This is a genomic window from Cupriavidus sp. CPT47-8839-RL05A, assembly GCF_058792255.1.
The window spans coordinates 66,382-83,964 of record NZ_JBYTEG010000030.1 but is presented as its reverse complement, the minus strand read 5'-3'; the positions used below and the strand labels follow the sequence as shown (position 1 = coordinate 83,964).

At 67.1% G+C, this 17,583-nt stretch carries 13 protein-coding genes; 8 read left to right on the top strand and 5 right to left on the bottom strand.

The features are described 5' to 3' along the window. Positions 1-123: 123 nt before the first annotated feature. Entirely contained in the window at positions 124-1,071 is a 948-nt protein-coding gene (locus tag AC3WVS_RS28690) for a LysR family transcriptional regulator (RefSeq protein ID WP_010811330.1), read from the bottom strand. Positions 1,072-1,271: 200 nt separating this feature from the next. Between AC3WVS_RS28690 and AC3WVS_RS28685 the strand changes: the two genes are divergently transcribed. Beyond that, positions 1,272-1,526: a hypothetical protein gene (locus tag AC3WVS_RS28685; protein WP_492321351.1), complete on the top strand. Its 255-nt coding sequence runs from the start codon at positions 1,272-1,274 to the stop codon at positions 1,524-1,526. A 294-nt stretch (positions 1,527-1,820) separates the two neighbouring features. Here the strand turns inward: AC3WVS_RS28685 and AC3WVS_RS28680 are convergent, their stop codons facing one another. The 3 genes from AC3WVS_RS28680 to AC3WVS_RS28670 form a co-directional block, all read right to left on the bottom strand. Beyond that, positions 1,821-2,276, bottom strand: a complete 456-nt coding sequence (locus AC3WVS_RS28680) for a YMGG-like glycine zipper-containing protein (protein WP_340523080.1) — start codon at positions 2,274-2,276, stop codon at positions 1,821-1,823. 223 nt (positions 2,277-2,499) lie between these two features. Further along, a complete protein-coding gene (locus AC3WVS_RS28675; protein WP_012354346.1) occupies positions 2,500-2,694 on the bottom strand; it encodes a YbdD/YjiX family protein in 195 nt (64 codons plus the stop codon). Positions 2,695-2,708: 14 nt separating this feature from the next. Further along, entirely contained in the window at positions 2,709-4,781 is a 2,073-nt protein-coding gene (locus AC3WVS_RS28670) for a carbon starvation CstA family protein (protein WP_492321350.1), read from the bottom strand. A gap of 405 nt (positions 4,782-5,186) precedes the next feature. Between AC3WVS_RS28670 and AC3WVS_RS28665 the strand changes: the two genes are divergently transcribed. Next, positions 5,187-6,593, top strand: coding sequence for a cache domain-containing protein (locus tag AC3WVS_RS28665; RefSeq protein WP_492321349.1), 1,407 nt, complete (start codon positions 5,187-5,189; stop codon positions 6,591-6,593). Next, positions 6,590-7,267 (top strand): response regulator, encoded by a 678-nt coding sequence (locus tag AC3WVS_RS28660; RefSeq protein WP_492321348.1) that lies wholly within the window; start codon positions 6,590-6,592, stop codon positions 7,265-7,267. Before AC3WVS_RS28665 ends, AC3WVS_RS28660 begins: the two co-directional genes overlap by 4 nt. Positions 7,268-7,328: 61 nt before the next feature. Here the strand turns inward: AC3WVS_RS28660 and AC3WVS_RS28655 are convergent, their stop codons facing one another. Then, entirely contained in the window at positions 7,329-9,185 is a 1,857-nt protein-coding gene (locus AC3WVS_RS28655; RefSeq protein WP_492321347.1) for a phosphoenolpyruvate carboxykinase (GTP), read from the bottom strand. A 461-nt stretch (positions 9,186-9,646) separates the two neighbouring features. Here AC3WVS_RS28655 and AC3WVS_RS28650 point away from each other — a divergent pair, with 461 nt between their 5' ends. The 5 genes from AC3WVS_RS28650 to AC3WVS_RS28630 all read left to right on the top strand — a co-directional run bounded on the left by AC3WVS_RS28650 (position 9,647) and on the right by AC3WVS_RS28630 (position 17,580). After that, positions 9,647-10,672: a D-2-hydroxyacid dehydrogenase family protein gene (locus AC3WVS_RS28650; protein WP_492321346.1), complete on the top strand. Its 1,026-nt coding sequence runs from the start codon at positions 9,647-9,649 to the stop codon at positions 10,670-10,672. Between the two features lie 222 nt (positions 10,673-10,894). Then, positions 10,895-12,067 (top strand): MFS transporter, encoded by a 1,173-nt coding sequence (locus tag AC3WVS_RS28645; protein ID WP_492321345.1) that lies wholly within the window; start codon positions 10,895-10,897, stop codon positions 12,065-12,067. 165 nt (positions 12,068-12,232) lie between these two features. Then, entirely contained in the window at positions 12,233-12,871 is a 639-nt protein-coding gene (locus AC3WVS_RS28640; RefSeq protein ID WP_011616272.1) for an MOSC domain-containing protein, read from the top strand. A 260-nt stretch (positions 12,872-13,131) separates the two neighbouring features. After that, a complete protein-coding gene (locus AC3WVS_RS28635) occupies positions 13,132-14,370 on the top strand; it encodes an efflux RND transporter periplasmic adaptor subunit (protein WP_492321344.1) in 1,239 nt (412 codons plus the stop codon). A gap of 3 nt (positions 14,371-14,373) precedes the next feature. Then, positions 14,374-17,580 (top strand): efflux RND transporter permease subunit, encoded by a 3,207-nt coding sequence (locus AC3WVS_RS28630; protein WP_492321343.1) that lies wholly within the window; start codon positions 14,374-14,376, stop codon positions 17,578-17,580. The last annotated feature ends 3 nt before the right edge of the window (positions 17,581-17,583 follow it).

Below are 17,583 nucleotides of genomic sequence, written 5' to 3'. Positions count from 1 at the left end.
GCACGGATCGTTAAGTCGCGACCTTCTCGCTACACCGTTCGGTACCTGAAGAAGGACCTTAACTGAACGGCATTACCGGCATCACCGGGCGTTTTGCTTTGGCTGGCTCGGCCGGGCAGCCGCTCAGGTGCGCACGGCTTGCGCGCCGTGGCTGGCGGCTGGCGCCGGCTGCGCTTCCTTGCCCCGTACCTGCCCTTCTTCGAGCAGGAAGTCGATAAAGGCGCGCACCTTGGTCGGCAAGAACTTGCGGCTCGGGTAGACCACGCTGACGTCGCGCCGCGGCAGCTGGTATTGCGGCAGCACATGCACCAGCTTGCCGGATTCGATATTGGGACGCGCCAGGTAGGACGACAGCATGGCCACGCCCATGTCGGCCAGCGCCGCCTGGTGGGCCAGTTCGGCATTGCTGCACAGCAGCCCGGGGCGGATCGGCACGGTCACCTCGCCTTCCGGGCCCAGCAGCGTCCATTCGTGCTCGGCGCTGGGCAGGCGCATGGCAATGCAGCGGTGGTGGCTGAGTTCATGGGCATGGCGGATCGGCGCGTGCGCCGCCACGTAGCCCGGCGACGCGCACAGGATCACCTCGGCCGACAGCAGCGGGCGCGCCACCAGGTGCGAGCCCAGGCCCAGGTCGGACAGCATCACGGCCACGTCGCGGCCTTCTTCGACGATATCGACATTGCGGTCCGACAGGATCACGTCGAACACCACGTCCGGATACAGCTGCTGGAAGCGCGCCAGCAATTCCGGCAGCAGGTGCAGGCCGAACATCACCGGGGTGACCAGCCGCAGCGTGCCTGACAGCGACTGGCTGCGCGCCGTGACCACGCTTTCGGCTTCTTCCACGTCTTCCAGGATCTGCTGGCAGCGCTGCAGGTAGGTTTCGCCGGCGTCGGTCAGCGACAGGCTGCGGGTGGTGCGGTTGAGCAGGCGCGTGCCCAGATGGCTCTCCAGGTCGGCCACGTAGCGCGTCACCACCGCGTTGGACATTTCCAACTGCTGCGCTGCACGCGCGAAGCTTCCCAGTTCCACCACCTTGGAAAACACACGCATCGATTGCAGGCGATCCATGACACAGTCTCCCGGTTCTGCGCTGAATTCTTACGTAATCAGCCTATTTTATTGTTCGAATCAAAACTAATCATTGTGGATCCTGATATTTATTGATATGAGGGAAATGCCTAATATCTAGCCATCGGATGCCGCAATGCAACATAGTCTTTCGTTGAAGTGATGAATCAGGCATCCATGCAATAGAGAAGGCCTGAATCATGAAAACCAACCGCTACGCCCTGATCGCTGTCGCCACCCTCGCCGCCGCCTTGTCGGCCGCACCGGCCTTTGCCAAGAACGGCAAGTTCGATGTGTTCACCGACGGCGCCAAGGTAGCCAAGTTCGATCCGTACACCGACGGCGCCCGCGCCGGCAAGTTCGATACCTTCGCCGAGGGTGCCCGCGCCGGCAAGTTCGACACCTACACCGAAGGCGGCAAGTACGACACCACCACCGATCGCGCGCCGCTGTAAGGCCGCCTGGCCACCCCAGGCCCGTCTCCCCGGCGGTCTCTGGCAGCGCGATCCCCGGGGCAGCTTCCTCCCCTTGTGCGGCCCCGCCTGCTTCAAACCTGGTCTCCACAGGTCCTTGGGGGAGCGCCTAGCAGCCTCTCCGCCTTTATTGGAGAAGAAGCCCGCACCGGTTCCGGTTGCGGGCTTCTTTGTTTCTGCATCCGGCAGGTTTGCAACCACTGGCGAACGATTATGCCAGACGCCGCAAATGAAAAACGGGCCATGACGGCCCGTTTTGCTGACCCCTACGACTTCTTAGTCGTCGTAGTGGTGGCGATGGTGGTGCTTGTGCTTCTTGCGCTTGTAGCTGCTGTTGTAATAGCGGCGGTCATTGTCGTACGAGTTGCTGCGCGAGACGTTGCCGCCCAGCGCCGCGCCCGCGCCACCGCCCAGGCCGGCGCCGATCAGGCCGCCGGTGCGGCCGCCCATGGCATTGCCAGCCGCGGTGCCGGCACCGCCGCCCAGCGCGCCGCCGATGATGGCACCGGTGCGCTCGCGGCGGTTGGAGGTTACTGCGCCACCGGCGCCGCCGCCCACTGCACCACCGATCACTGCGCCGGTGCTGCCGCCCAGCGCGCCGCCCACGGCGGCACCGGCGACCCCGCCGAGTGCGCCGCCCAGGGCGTTGTTCATGTCGCTCGCGACGGCCGGCAGCGCGCAGGCCGCCAGGGCGAGGGCAATGGTCAGGTTGCGAACGGGATGGCGAGTCATATCTTTTTTCCTCGAATTGCCATGATGTGTCGCAAGTGTAGAGAAGGTGCCGCACCCTTGCTGTAACCACCTGTAAAGCCCTGTAACCCGCTACAGAAACGGTATCCGTGCATTACAAAAGCGCGGCAAACACGCAACACTTCATAAAAAGACAGGCGATCAAGTGATCGCCTGTCTGCTTTGTATGCCGCCGGCCCGCAGGACGGCGGCGTTCAGCGTGTGCTCAGCAGCACTTGCCCTGCCCGCCGCCGTAGCGTGCCTCCTGGCGCTCGCGGAAGAACTCCTCGTAGCTCATCGGCGCGCGGTCCGGGTGGGTGCTTTCCATATGGGCCACGTAGGTCTGGTAGTCGGGCAGCCCGACCATCAGCCTGAGCGACTGCCCCAGGTAGCGTCCCATCGTTCCGAGTTGTTCCAGCATGGCGGGCTCCGGTATCAGGACTGGGCCGAGGCGGCGCCCGGCAGCGGCTCGAACGGCGTTTCCTTGTCGGTCGGGCGCTTCGCGGCGCGCGCCTGCAGCGCGGTCTTGAAGCCGTAGAACACGATCGACAGCACCACCAGCATGAACAGCGCGCACAGGCCGGCGTCCAGGTAGTCGTTGAAGACGATGCGGTGCATCTGCTCCATCGACTTGGCCGGGGCCAGCACCTTGCCTTCGGCAATGGCGGCGCTGAACTTGGCGGCGTGGGTCAGGAAGCTGACCTTGGGATCGGCGTGGAACAGCTTCTGCCAGCCGGCGGTCAGCGTGCAGATCAGCAGCCACACGGTCGGCACCAGCGTGACCCAGGCGTACTGGCCGCGCTTCATCTTGACCAGCACGCAGGTGCCCAGCACCAGCGCCACCGCGGCCAGCATCTGGTTGGAGATGCCAAACAGCGGCCACAGCGTGTTGATGCCGCCCAGCGGATCGACCACGCCCTGGTACAGGAAGTAACCCCACGCCGCCACGCACAGCGCGGTGGCGGTCAGGTTGGCGATCAGCGAATCGGTCTTGCGCATCGACGGGATAAAGCTGCCCAGCAGGTCCTGCAGCATGAAGCGGCCGGCGCGGGTGCCCGCGTCGACGGCGGTCAGGATGAACAGCGCCTCGAACAGGATGGCGAAGTGGTACCAGAACGCCATCATGGCCTGGCCGCCCACCACCTGGTGCAGGATATGGGCGATGCCCACGGCCAGCGTCGGCGCGCCGCCGGCGCGCGAGAGGATGGTGTTCTCGCCGACGTCTTTGGCGGTCTGCACCAGCACGTCCGGCGTGATCACGAAGCCCCAGGTCGAGACCGCGTGCGCCACCGCTTCCGGCGTGGTGCCGATCACGGCCGCCGGGCTGTTCATGGCGAAGTACACGCCCGGCTCGATCACCGAGGCGGCCACCAGTGCCATGATCGCGACGAACGATTCGGCCAGCATCGCGCCGTAGCCGATAAAGCGCGCGTGGGTCTCGTTCTCCAGCAGCTTGGGCGTGGTGCCCGACGAGATCAGCGCGTGGAAGCCCGACACCGCGCCGCAGGCGATGGTGATGAAGAGGAATGGGAACAGGTTGCCCGACCACACCGGCCCGCCGCCTTGCGCGAACTGCGTGAACGCCGGCATCTTCAGGTCCGGGGCGACGATCAGGATGCCGACCGCCAGCGCGATGATGGTGCCGATCTTCAGGAAGGTCGACAGGTAGTCGCGCGGCGCCAGCAGCAGCCACACCGGCAGCACGGCGGCGATAAAGCCGTAGATGATCAGCATCCACGTCAGCGCCTTGCCGTCATAGGTGAACAGCGGCGCCAGCACGGCGCTCTCGTGCACGTACTGGCCGCCGATGATGGCCAGCATCAGCAGCACGAAGCCGATCACCGACACCTCGCCGATGCGGCCCGGGCGGATATAGCGCGTATAGATGCCCATGAACAGCGCGATCGGGATCGTCACCGCCACGGTGAACGTGCCCCACGGCGAGTCGGCCAGCGCCTTCACCACGATCAGCGCCAGCACCGCCAGGATGATGACCATGATCATGAAGCAGCCGAACAGCGCGATCATGCCCGGGATCATGCCCATCTCGGACTTGACCAGGTCGCCCAGCGAGCGGCCGTCGCGGCGCGTGGAGATGAACAGCACCATGAAGTCCTGCACCGCGCCGGCGAACACCACGCCGGCAAGCAGCCACAGCATGCCCGGCATATAGCCCATCTGCGCGGCCAGCACCGGGCCGACCAGCGGGCCGGCGCCGGCGATGGCGGCGAAGTGGTGGCCGAACAGCACCGCCTTGTTGGTCGGCACGTAGTCCAGGCCGTCGTTATGGCGCCACGCGGGCGTCATCCGTTTGGGATCGAGCTGCATCACCTTGTCGGCGATAAAGCGGCTGTAGTAGCGGTAGGCGATCAGGTAGATGCAGAGCGCGGCAACCACGATCCACAGTGCGCTGACGGCCTCGCCGCGCGCCAGCGCGACAGTGCCGAAGGCAAACGCGCCAAGGACGGCGACAGCCAGCCACACCAGGTGTTCTCCGATGCGATTCATAGTGAAGGGTCTCCTCAGACCGGGATATGGATAGCCTGCGGCGGCGAAAGACTGGTAACAGGCAACTGGCAGGATCGGCAGCGGGGGGGCGCCGAGGGCGGGCAGCGGGGGCAATCCGGCGGTGAGGGTGTCTCCTGGGATAGCTGCTGCGCGCCCGGTTGTGTCGTCGTTTCCGGATCTCGTCTTGCAGGCAGGCGACGCACCGTCCGGGTGTGGACGGTGCACCAGCTGCGTCCGCGCATGCGCCCTGCTGGGGCGGCGGCGCGTTCGGCGTGTAGTATTGACACCCGCCAAACCCCGCACAAGCGCGTAACTACGCAGCACTTCTGCGTAGTACTACGCAAATCGACGGTGGCATGCCGCCTGCGCGGCATCGGTGTTTACCCCCGGTCCCCCCGCACCTGTATGAAACTCCGCCAGAAGATCCTGTTGCTAGCCGTGGCGCCACTTGCGGTCGCCATGCTGGGCATCGCACTTGCCGTGCGCTTCCAGGCCACGCAGCTCGCGCAGCATGAACGCGCGCTGGTCGAGGCCGCCTACCTGCAGAGCAAGGAAACCGAGCTGCGCCACTACGTAGAACTGGCGCAGAGCGCGATCGCGCCGCTGGTGCGCTCCGGGCGCACCGACGCCGCCACCCGGCAGGCCGCGATGGAGGCACTTGCGCGGCTGGACTACGGCCCCGACGGCTATTTCTTCCTGTATGACCTGCACGGCCGCAACCTGATGCACCCGCGCCAGCCCGAACTGGTCGGCCAGGACCTGTGGACGCTGCGCGACCCGCAGGGCGCGCTGACCATCCAGCAACTGATCGCCGCGGCCAAGGGCGGTGGCGGCGCGGTGCGTTACCTGTGGAGAAAGCCCTCGTCGCAGCAGCTGGCGCCCAAGCTCGGCTATGTGGTGGCGGTGCCCGAATGGGGCTGGATGGTGGGCACCGGCATCTACCTGGATGACGTGGAAAGCACGCTGCGCCAGCTCGACGCCCGTGCCGAGACCGATATCCGCCAGACCATGGCCTGGATCGGCGTGATTGCCGGCATCAGCATCCTGCTGGTCGCCGCCAGCGGCCTGGCGCTGAACGTCAGCGAGCACCGCGAGGCCGACGCCAAGCTGCGCCAGCTGGCGCAGCGCGTGGTGCAGTCGCAGGAAGAAGAGCGCGCCCGGCTCTCGCGCGAGCTGCACGACGGCATCAGCCAGCTGCTGGTGTCGGTCAAGCTGGTGCTGGAAACCGCTACCAACCGCCTGCGCCTGGCCCCGGCCGAAGGCGCCGCGGTGGCGCCGGTGCTGGGCATGGCGCTGAACCGGCTCGATACCGTGTTCAATGAAGTGCGCCGCGTGGCGCGCAACCTGCGCCCCGCCCTGCTCGACGACCTGGGCCTGCACGCCGCGCTGCAGCACCTGGCGCGCGAGATGCAGGGCGGCAGCGGGCTGGAGATTGCGGTGACCCAGAGCGGCACCCCGCGCGAACTGCCCGACGAGCAGGCCACGGCGCTGTTCCGCATCGCCCAGGAAGCCTTGACCAACGTCGAGCGCCATGCCGGCGCGCGCCGGGTCGCGGTGGCGCTGGCCTTCGATGCCGATGCCACGCGCCTCACCGTGCGCGACGACGGGCATGGCTTCGACGTGGCGCGCATGCAGGAGGACCCGCAGCGCGGCATCGGCCTGCGCAACCTGCGCGAGCGCATCGCCGCGCTGTGCGGGCAGTTCGACATCGTTTCGGGCACGGGCGGCACCCAGCTGGTCGCTTCACTGCCGCTGGCCAGGCCCGCGGCCATTGCGCACGATCCCGTTTCAGCAGGACCCTCGCCGTCATGACCCAGTCTTTTGCCGATTCCACCGAAGTACCCGCCCGCGTGCTGCTGATCGACGACCATGCGCTGGTGCGCGACGGCATGCGCATGCACCTGGCGCTGCAGCCCGGCCTGCGCGTGGTGGGCGAAGCCGACGATGGCGAGGCCGCGCTGGCGTGGCTGGACCGTGCCGGTGCCGCCGAGCTGCCCGACCTGGTTATCACCGATATCGGCATGCGCGGCATGGGCGGCATTGCCTTGGCCGCGGCGCTGCATGACCGCTATCCGGAGCTGGCGGTGCTGATCGTGTCGATGCACGACAACCTGGAGTATGTGCGCCAGGCGGTGCGTGCCGGTGCGCGCGGCTATGTGCTCAAGGACGCGCCCGCCGACGAGCTGATGGCGGCGATCCACTCCGTGCTGGCCGGACGGGTCTTCTACAGCGCCCGCATTGCACGCGGCATGGCCGAGCAGAGCCCCGCCACAGGGCCGCTCGATGCGCTCACGCCACGCGAGCGCGACATCCTGCGCGGGATCGGGCGCGGCCTCGCCAACAAGGAAATCGCGGCGCAGCTGGGGGTGTCGGTGCGCACGGTGGAGACGCACCGGCTGAACCTGAAGCGCAAGCTGGGGATCGAGGGGCGGGCGGGGTTGGTGAAGTACGCAGTGGAGACACTGGGGGATAGCGAGGCGGGATAAAAAACGCCCGTCTCGGCAGAGACGGGCGTCTTTATCGCGAACTGCGTGAACCGTGGCGCGATCAGCCGTCCAGCCGCTTGCCCAGTGCCGCCCGCACTTCGGCCAGCGCCTGCGGCAGCCGATGCCGCAGCTTGGTGAACAGCTCGTCATGCAGCGCCAGCTCCTGCTGCCACGCATCGCGATCGATCGAGGTCACCTGCGTGAACTGCGCCGGCGTGAAGTCCACGCCATTCCAGTTCAGGTCCTGGTAGCGCGGGGTGGTGCCGAACACATGCTCGGCGCCCTGCCCCTTGCCTTCCACGCGGTCGATCATCCACGACAGCACGCGCATGTTCTCGCCGAAGCCCGGCCACACGAAGTTGCCGTCGGCATCCTTGCGGAACCAGTTGACGCAGTAGATCTTCGGCAGCTTGGCGCCCGCGGCTTCCAGCTTCTTGCCGAGTTCGAGCCAGTGGCCGAAGTAGTCGCTCATGTTGTAGCCGCAGAACGGCAGCATGGCGAACGGGTCGCGGCGCACCACGCCCTGCTGGCCGGCGGCCGCGGCGGTGGTTTCCGAACCCATGGTGGCGGCCATGTAGACGCCTTCGGTCCAGTTGCGCGCCTCGGTCACCAGCGGCACGGTGGTCGAGCGGCGGCCGCCGAAGATGAACGCATCAATGGGTACGCCGGCCGGGTTGTCCCAGTTGTCGTCGATCGACGGGCACTGCGATGCCGGCGCGGTGAAGCGGGCGTTCGGGTGTGCAGCCTTGGCGCCGGTGGCCTTGGCGATTTCCGGGGTCCAGTCCTTGCCCTGCCAGTCGACCAGGTGCGCCGGCGCTTCCTTGGTCATGCCTTCCCACCACACGTCGCCGTCGTCGGTCAGCGCCACGTTGGTGAAGATGACGTTTTCCTTCAGCGTCGCCATCGCGTTGTAGTTGGTCTTCTCGCTGGTGCCCGGGGCCACGCCGAAGTAGCCGGCTTCCGGGTTGATCGCGTACAGGCGGCCGTCCTGGCCCGGCTTGATCCAGGCGATGTCGTCGCCGATGGTGGTGACCTTCCAGCCCTCGAAGCCCTTGGGCGGGATCAGCATGGCGAAGTTGGTCTTGCCGCAGGCCGACGGGAACGCGGCGGCGACGTGGTATTTCTTGCCCTCGGGCGAGGTCACGCCGAGGATCAGCATGTGCTCGGCCAGCCAGCCTTCATCGCGGCCCATGGTCGATGCAATGCGCAGCGCAAAGCACTTCTTGCCCAGCAGCGCGTTGCCGCCGTAGCCGGAACCGAACGACCAGATCTCGCGCGTTTCCGGGAAATGGACGATGTACTTGGTGGGGTTGCACGGCCACGGCACGTCTTTCTCGCCGGCGGCCAGCGGCTTGCCCACGGTGTGCACGCACGGCACGAACTCGCCGTTGGTGCCCAGCACGTCGTACACCGCGCGGCCCATGCGCGTCATGATGCGCATATTGACCGCCACGTACGGCGAATCGGACAGTTCCACGCCGATATGGGCGATCGGCGAGCCCAGCGGGCCCATCGAGAACGGCACCACATACAGCGTGCGGCCGCGCATGCAGCCGTCGAACAGGCCGTTCAGCGTCTGGCGCATCTCGGCGGGTGCGGTCCAGTTGTTGGTGGGGCCGGCGTCTTCCTGCTTTTCAGAGCAGATAAAGGTGCGATCTTCCACCCGCGCCACGTCCGAGGGGTCCGACAGTGCCAGGAAGGAGTTCTTGCGCTTGGCCGGGTTCAGCCGCTTCATGGTGCCGGCGGCGACCATCTGCTCGCACAGGCGGTCGTATTCTTCCTGGGAGCCGTCGCACCAATAGATATTGTCAGGCTTGGTCAGGGCGGCGATTTCCGCGACCCAGGCCACCAGCTTGGGGTGCTTGACCCAGGCCGGCGCATTGACGGGCGCCGTACCTTGCATCGTGGGGTGGTTCATACTGCAAACTCCAGGTTCGTAAAGGGAAGGAAGGGAAGGAATCCTTGCAAAGCCTGGCCAGCGGGCAGATGGGGCCGTCACACGCCCGGAGTGATGGTCGCACTCGGATCGACACATCCCGTTACAACTCCGCGGCGGCCCCGTTTAGGCAAAAGGTCGCGGCGGTCCCTGCGGCTGCGCTACAGTTGCGCTTCGCGCGCGCAGGGGTGGCTGCGCGGGCTGGCCGGACTTTGTCCGGGTGCGATCGCGTGGCGGGAGCAAGGCTCGACCGACAATCCGCAGCGGCACCGGAACGGGCAAGGATACCACTGGCGCACCCCCCTGTTTTTTGCTATGCAACAATCGCCGCCACCGGCCGGCGCGGGTTTTTCGATATTTCTCAACAATACTGTTGGGCGGCGCGCTGCTCGGTGGCCGCGCGCACCAACCGGCACAAGACCGTTACATAACCAGAGTTGCCGATGAAGATTGCCGTACTCGACGATTACCAGGATGCCGTGCGCAAGCTGCCTTGCTTCAGCCTGCTGGAGGGGCACGACGTCAAGGTGTTCAACAACACCGTCAAGGGCGTGGGCCAGCTGGCCGCACGCCTGTCAGACGTCGAAGCCGTGGTTCTGATCCGCGAACGCACCCGCATCACCCGGCAACTGCTGGAAAAACTGCCCAAACTCAAGCTGATCAGCCAGACCGGCAAGGTCGGCGCCGGCCCCGGCAGCCATATCGACCTGGATGCCGCCACCGACCGTGGTGTGGCGGTGCTCGAGGGCGTGGGTTCGCCGGTGGCGCCGGCGGAACTGACCTGGGCGCTGATCATGGCGGCGCAGCGGCGCATTCCCCAATACGTCGCCAGCCTGAAGCATGGCGCCTGGCAGCAATCGGGGCTGAAATCGACGACGATGCCGCCCAATTTCGGCCTGGGCCAGGTGCTGCGCGGCCAGACCCTTGGGATCTGGGGCTATGGCAAGATCGGCCGGCTGCTGGCTGGCTACGGCCGCGCCTTTGGCATGAAGGTGCTGGTGTGGGGCCGCGAGGCGTCGCTGGAAGGCGCCCTTGCCGACGGGCTGGGCGTGGCCGAATCGAAGGAGCAGTTGTTTGCCGACAGCGATGTGCTGTCGATGCACCTGCGCCTCAATGACGACACCCGCGGCATCGTCAAGATGACCGACCTGACCCGGATGAAGCCCACGGCGCTGTTCGTCAACACTAGCCGTGCCGAACTGCTGGAAGAGAACGCGCTGGTCACCGCGCTGAACCGGGGCCGTCCGGGCATGGCGGCGATCGACGTGTTCGAATCCGAGCCGATCCTGCAGGGCCACGCGCTGCTGCGCATGGAAAACTGCATCTGCACGCCGCACCTGGGCTATGTTGAGCGCGACAGCTACGAGCTGTACTTCCGCACCGCGTTCCAGAACATCCTGGACGTGCTGGCCGGCAACCATGACTGCATCGTCAACCCGAAGGCGCTGGCGCCGGTGCTGACGCGCTGAGGGTTTTCTCCGGCCGCCCGGTATTCCCCCTCTCACGCAGGCGGGCGAGGGGAGCCTCGTTCGCACGGTGTTGGCTGCAGCGGGCATCAATCCCCCGCGAACGCGAATTCCACGAAACCGCTACACTCGGGACTTCCCTTACCGCCCGGCCTGCCACGGCCCGCGGCAGCCCAGACAACAACAAGGCGCCCTCCTGCGCCAATCCCTATTCCCAAGGCCGGCATGGACCCCAGGCTAGTGACGCTCTGCGTCGGCAACTTCGTCATTGGCACCGGTGCGATGATCGTTACCGGCATGTTGAACGACATTGCCGGCGATTTCGGGCTGGGCGCGGCCAGTGCCGGGCAGCTGATCTCGGTGTTTGCGCTGGCCACCTGCATCGGCGCCCCGCTGTTTGCCACGCTGGGCTCGCGCATCGACCGCCGGCTACTGCTGGCCGGGTCGCTGCTGGTCTATGGCGTGATGCACCTGGCCGCCGCGTTTGCGCCCAGCTTTGCGGCGCTGATGGCGATCCGCTTCCTGACCGCGATCGGCGCGGCCATCTATACGCCCCAGACCGCCGCCACATTGCCGCTGCTGGTCAACGCGCAGACGCGCGGGCGTGCCATCAGCTTTGTGTTTCTTGGCTGGAGCATTGCCAGCGTGGTGGGCGTGCCGCTGGGTACGTGGATTTCCAGCACGCTGGGCTGGCGCGTCAGCATGGCGCTGGTCGGGGCCCTGGCGCTGCTGGTGTCGGCGGCGGTCTGGCGCGCGCTGCCGCGCGGGCTGACCGTGCCGCCGGCCGGGCGCGAGGCCTGGGGCGCGGTGCTGCGCCACAAGCCGATCATGCTGGTGGTGCTGACCACCATGATCTCGTCGGCGGGCATGTTCACCGTGTTCACCTATATCGCCCCGCTGATGCGCGACGTATACGGCATCAGCGGTGGCGCGCTCAGCCTGATGTTCCTGGCCTACGGCGCCTGCGGCGTGTTCGGCAATGCCATGGCGGCGTCGCGCATGGACCGGGTCACGCCCAGCCGGATCGTGCAGGTCACGCTGCTGACCTCGATCACGGCCATGGTGCTGTGGCCGCTGGCCGGGTTGGGCAGCGTGGCGCTGGTGTTGCTGTTCATGCTGTGGGGCGTGGGCGGGTTTGCCACCAACAGCGCGCAGCAGGCGCGGCTGGTGCTGCTGGCCCCGGAGCGGGCATCGGTGTCGATCTCGCTCAATTCCTCGTCGATCTACCTGGGCCAGGCCGCCGGCGCCATGGCCGGGGCTGCCATCTATACGCTGGCCGGCGCCGATACGCTGCACTGGGGCGCGGCGGCGCTGATGCTGGTGGCGCTGGCGGTATCGCAACGCGCCCGGGCGCTAGGCTGCCAGTGGCAGCGGCCGCAGGCGGCGCAGCAGGTGTGATGCAAGGCTGAAACCCGAGGCGGTTCCCCGCCGCCAGGTTCCTTGTGAGGGACCGCACCAAGCACTTGTCCACAGTGTTATCCGCCCCGTTATCCTCAGGCATATCCGCAGCTTATCCACAACCCTTTCCACAGCCGGAAGGGCAACCACGAAGCGGGGGCGCACGTGAGCGAATCCAGACCTCGGCCGGGCCTTGCGCGCGTGCTGGCGGTAAGCCTGGGCAAGGCCATCCCGCTGGTGGTCGCGGGGGCTGGCACCGAGGCGGTGGTGCTGTCGGGCATTCGCAAGCACCCTGTCAGCACCCTGCTGCACCCGTTGCGGGTACAGGTGCAGCCGCTGGGCCTGGCCGGCGACGAACAGGGCGACCTGACCGTGCACGGCGGCCTGGACAAGGCGGTCTACGCCTATCCCTTCGAGCACTACCCGTGGTGGAACGCGCGCCGCCGCGCGTGCGGGCAGCCTGAGTCAGGCCCGCCGTTGCCGTTTGGCGCCATCGGCGAGAACCTGACCCTGGAGGGGCTGCTTGAATCGCAACTCTGGATCGGCGACCTCGTGCGCGTGGGCACGGCCCTGCTGCGGGTGGAGTCGCCGCGCAAGCCCTGCTACAAGTTCAATGCCGCGCTGGGCTACCGCCACGCGGTGCGCGACATGATCCAGAGCGGCTACTCGGGGGTCTACCTCAGCGTGGTGCTGAAGGGAGAAGTGCGCGCCGGCGATGTCGTGGTTGTGCAGGCCGGGCCACGCGAACTGTCGGTCGACAGCGTCAATCAGTGGCGCCGCGATGGCCGGCGGCAGCTTTTCTGATAATGTTTGTCTAACCATACAAGCGCCCCGCCACACACATCTCCGGCATCCCCTGTGGCCCGGACGGCGTTTGCCGGTGCCGGGCATTACCAGACCCTTGCAACCCTGTAACGGACTGTAATACGCGGCGCTGGCTCCGGCGGGCGAAGCGCGGTACTAGTAGAGTCTTTGCGCGACGCGCACCGGCAACATCTGGGCACAACCAGCCGGGCGATTACGGGGAGTGGCGCGAAGACGCGGTGCAGAGGGTCCACACAAATATGAAATCTGACAGGATCGACCAGCCCAAGGGCTTCGTCGACAGCAACTGGAGGGCGGCCGCCGGAACCGGGCGCGGCCGCGTGTCGCCGTGGGCGGTGGTGGCCGTGGTGCTGGTGATTGCCGGCCTGGGCTGGTTTGCCTGGCGTACCTGGCTTGCGCCCAAGCCGGCGCCCAAGGCGCCGGCAGCCGTGGTGGTGTCCACCGCGCGCGTGCAGCAGGGCGACGTGCCGCTGCAGGTCACGGCCAATGGCAATGTCACCGCGCTGTCCACCGTCGAGGTGCGCCCGCAGGTGTCCAGCACCGTGCGCACGGTCCATATCAAGGAAGGCCAGACCGTCAAGCCGGGCGACCTGCTGTTCTCGCTCGATACCCGCATGGACGAGGCCAACCTGGCCAAGGCGCAGGCCCAGTTGCTGCGCGACCAGGCCGACCTGGCCGATGCCCGGCGCACGCTCGCGCGCAGCCAGGAGCTGCTGCAGCGCAACTTCATCTCCAAGAGCGCGGTCGACACCGCCCAGGCCAAGGTGGATGGCTTTGCCGCCACCGTGCGCGCCGACCAGGCCGCGATCGAAGCCAGCCGCGTGGCGGTCAGCTACGGCGCCATCCGCGCCACCATCAGCGGCCGCACCGGCGTGATCAATGCCTTCCCGGGTTCGCTGGTGCTGCCCAACAGCACCCAGCCGATGGTCATCATCGCCCAGGTGCAGCCGATTGCCGTCACCTTCAGCCTGCCCGAGCGGCAGCTGGGCGCGCTGCGCGAGGCGCTGCACGCCGGCCCGGTGCAGGTCACCGCGCTGCCCAACGACGGCAGCAAGACGCCGGTGACCGGCAGGATCACCTTTGTGGATAACACCGTCGATCCGCAGTACGGCACCATCCGCGTCAAGGCGCAGTTCGACAATGAGGAGCAGCGGCTGTGGCCGGGCACCTATGCCAACGTCAACGCCGTGGTGCAGACCCTGAAGGGCGCGCTGTCGGTGCCGCCGCAGGCGGTGGTGACCGGCCCCGAAGGCCGCTTTGTCTATGTGGTACAGCCCGACAGCAAGGTGGCGCGCGTGCCGGTGCAGGTGGTGACCACCACTGCCGCCGCCGCCGTGGTCGAGGGGGTGCAGCCCGGCGCCCGCGTAGTCGTGGAAGGCATGCAGAACCTGCGCCCCGGCGCGCTGGTGCGCGAGGCCCCGGCCGCCGGCGCCTCGGCCGCCGCCGCCCGCCCGGCCACCGCCACTGCGGGGCACTGAATCATGACGCTGTCTGAACTTTGCATCCGCCGCCCGGTGATGACAGTGCTGCTGTGCCTGGCGGTGGTGGTCGCCGGCATCGTGCTGTACCCGACCATCCCGATCGCGGCGCTGCCCAGCTTCAACTCGCCGGTGATCCAGGTCACCGCCACGCTGCCCGGCGCCAGCCCGGAGACGATGGCGGCGTCGGTGGCCACGCAACTGGAGAAGCAGTTCGCGACCATCCCCGGCGTGACGGTGATCAGCTCGCAGAACACGCTCGGCAACTCCAGCATCACCATCGAATTCAACAACGACCGCGATATCGACGATGCGGCCGTCGACGTGCAGGCGGCGCTGTTCCGCGCCCAGCGCTCGCTGCCGATCGAGATGACGGTGCCGCCGTCGTACCGCAAGGTCAACCCGGCCGATGCGCCGGTGCTGCTGCTGGCGATCAACTCGCCGGCGATGAGCCTGGCTGACCTGAACGCCTTTGGCGACAACCTGATCTCGCCCACGCTGGCCACGCTGCCGGGGGTGGCGCAGGTGCAGATCTTCGGGCAGAAGCGCTTTGCCGTGCGTGTGCGCGCCCACCCCGATGCGCTCGCCGCGCGCGGGCTGACGCTGGACGAGCTGGCCACGGCGCTGAACCGCGCCAACGCCAACACGCCGGTGGGCACGCTCGACAGCGCGCGCCAGACCCTGACCATCCAGGCCAACCGGCAGCTGACCAGTGCCGACGCCTTCCGCAACATCATCGTGGCCAGCCAGCCCAACGGCGCGCTGGTGCGGCTCTCCGACGTGGCCGAGGTCGAGGACAGCGTCGAGACCATCAAGACCGGCAGCTGGCTCAACAACGAGCGCTCGATCGTGCTGGCGGTGCTGCGCCAGCCCGACGCCAACACCGTGGCGGTGGTCGATGCGATCAACGCCGCCCTGCCCCGCCTGATCCAGCAGATGCCGGGCTCGGTCAATGTGTCAGTGGTCAACGACCGCTCGCGCTCGATCCGCGAATCGATCCACGACGTGCAGTTCACGCTGGCGCTGACCGTTGCGCTGGTGGTGATGGTGATCTTCCTGTTCCTGCGCCGCGCCGCCGCCACGCTGATCCCCACGGTGTCGCTGCCGATCTCGCTGATCGGCACGGTAGCGCTGATGAAGGCGTTCGGCTACAGCCTGGACAACGTCTCGCTGCTGGCGATCACGCTCGCCGTGGGCCTGGTGGTGGACGATGCCATCGTCATGCTCGAGAACATCGTGCGCCATATCGAGGAAGGCGTGGCGCCGCTCAAGGCCGCGCTGGTGGGTTCGCGCGAGATGGGCTTCACCATCCTGTCGATCTCGATCTCGCTGGTGGCGGTGTTTATCCCGATCTTCTTCATGCCCGGCGTGATCGGGCTGTTGTTCCATGAATTCGCGGCGGTGGTGTCGCTGGCGATCCTGGTCTCGGCGCTGGTCTCGCTGACGCTGATCCCGATGCTGTGCGCGCGCTTTTTGTCGGCCGAGAACGTGCCGGTGGATGAGTCGCACCACGCCTATGGCGACCATGCGCCGGGCCATGCGGCGCCGCCCGCCGTGGCGCAGAAGCAGACCCTGGGCATGCGCTCGACGCAGTGGTTCGAGAACCTGTTCGAGTTCACGCTGCACCGCTATGCGCGCGGGCTGGACTGGTGCCTGGCGCACCGCCGCTCGGTGCTTGCGGTCGCGGGCCTGACCTTCGTGCTGACCGCGGTGCTGTTCGTCACCATTCCCAAGGGCTTCTTCCCCGAAGAGGACATCGGCCAGATCCGCGTCAACGCCGAAGGCCCGCAGGACATCTCCTTCGACGCCATGGCGGAACGCCTGCGCGACGCCGCCGAGCGCATGCGCGCCAACCCCGCGGTCAAGAGCATCGTGGTCGCCATCGGCGGCGGCCCGTCGCCGGCCATCAACACCGGGCGCATGTTTGTCGAACTGAAGCCGCGCGGCGAACGCGAGGCCATGCCCAGGGTGATCGAGTCGCTGCGGCGCGATGTTGCCGGAGTGCCGGGCCTGGCGGTGTACTTTGCGCCGGTGCAGAACCTGCAGCTGGGCGGGCGTCAGAGCAAGAGCCGCTACCAGTACACATTGCAGAGCGTGAAGGCCGGCCAGCTGCAGGACTCGTCCGACAAGCTGATGGCGAAGATGCGCGCCGATCCGATCTTCCGCGACGTCACCAGCGATTCGCAGCAGTCCGGGCTGGAGGCGCACCTGTCGATCGACCGCGACAAGGCCAATGCGCTGGGCGTGCAGATGCAGGACGTGCGCACCGCGCTGTACTCGGCCTTCGGCGAGCGGCAGGTGTCGACCATCTATACGCCGATCGACAACTACTACGTGATCCTGCAGGCGGCCGATGTCGACCGCACCGACGAGAGCGCGTTCTCCAAGCTCTATGTGCGCAGCAAGACCGGCCAGATGGTGCCGGTCTCAGCCTTCGCCACCACCGAGCGCCGGGTCGGGCCGATCTCCGTCAACCACCAGGGACAGCTGCCTTCGGTGACGGTGTCGTTCAACCTGGCGCCGGGCGCGGCGCTGGGCGATGCTTCGGCACGCATCGACCGCTACCGGCAGGAGATCGCCATGCCCAGCTCGATCTTTACCAGCTGGGGCGGCGACGCGGCGGTGTTCCAGTCGTCGCAGGCGACGCAGATCGTGCTGCTGGTGGCAGCCATCGCGGTGATCTACACGCTGCTGGGCGTGCTGTATGAAAGTTATATCCATCCGCTGACGATCCTGGCGGGGTTGCCTTCAGCGGCGGTTGGCGCGTTGCTGACGCTGTTCATCTTCAATGTCGAGCTGTCGCTGATCGCCGTGATCGGCGTGCTGATGCTGATCGGCATCGTCAAGAAGAACGCGATCATGATGATCGACTTCGCGCTGGCGGCGCAGCGCGAACAAGGGATGACACCGGCGAAGGCGATCCGGCAGGCGTGCCTGCTGCGCTTCCGGCCGATCATGATGACGACCTTTGCTGCCGTGATGGGGGCGTTGCCGCTCGCGCTCGGCTTGGGCGCCGGTGCCGAGTTGCGCCAGCCGCTGGGGCTGGCGGTGGTTGGCGGCCTGCTGTTCTCGCAGGTGATCACGCTGTTTATCACGCCGGTGATCTACCTCGCGCTGGACCGGTTCTCGGGGACGGGGCCGTTGCAGATCGATTCGGAGGGGAACAAGCTGCCGGAGAAGGCGCCTGGGGAAGCGGTGAAGCAGCACTGAGGC

Coding starts and splice junctions, on each gene's coding strand:
- AC3WVS_RS28630 (WP_492321343.1), top strand. CDS start 14,374: ATGACGCTGTCTGAACTTTGCATCCGCCGCCCGGTGATGACAGTGCTG.
- AC3WVS_RS28690 (WP_010811330.1), bottom strand. CDS start 1,071: ATGGATCGCCTGCAATCGATGCGTGTGTTTTCCAAGGTGGTGGAACTG.
- AC3WVS_RS28660 (WP_492321348.1), top strand. CDS start 6,590: ATGACCCAGTCTTTTGCCGATTCCACCGAAGTACCCGCCCGCGTGCTG.
- AC3WVS_RS28680 (WP_340523080.1), bottom strand. CDS start 2,276: ATGACTCGCCATCCCGTTCGCAACCTGACCATTGCCCTCGCCCTGGCG.
- AC3WVS_RS28645 (WP_492321345.1), top strand. CDS start 10,895: ATGGACCCCAGGCTAGTGACGCTCTGCGTCGGCAACTTCGTCATTGGC.
- AC3WVS_RS28675 (WP_012354346.1), bottom strand. CDS start 2,694: ATGCTGGAACAACTCGGAACGATGGGACGCTACCTGGGGCAGTCGCTC.
- AC3WVS_RS28670 (WP_492321350.1), bottom strand. CDS start 4,781: ATGAATCGCATCGGAGAACACCTGGTGTGGCTGGCTGTCGCCGTCCTT.
- AC3WVS_RS28665 (WP_492321349.1), top strand. CDS start 5,187: ATGAAACTCCGCCAGAAGATCCTGTTGCTAGCCGTGGCGCCACTTGCG.
- AC3WVS_RS28635 (WP_492321344.1), top strand. CDS start 13,132: ATGAAATCTGACAGGATCGACCAGCCCAAGGGCTTCGTCGACAGCAAC.
- AC3WVS_RS28685 (WP_492321351.1), top strand. CDS start 1,272: ATGAAAACCAACCGCTACGCCCTGATCGCTGTCGCCACCCTCGCCGCC.
- AC3WVS_RS28655 (WP_492321347.1), bottom strand. CDS start 9,185: ATGAACCACCCCACGATGCAAGGTACGGCGCCCGTCAATGCGCCGGCC.
- AC3WVS_RS28650 (WP_492321346.1), top strand. CDS start 9,647: ATGAAGATTGCCGTACTCGACGATTACCAGGATGCCGTGCGCAAGCTG.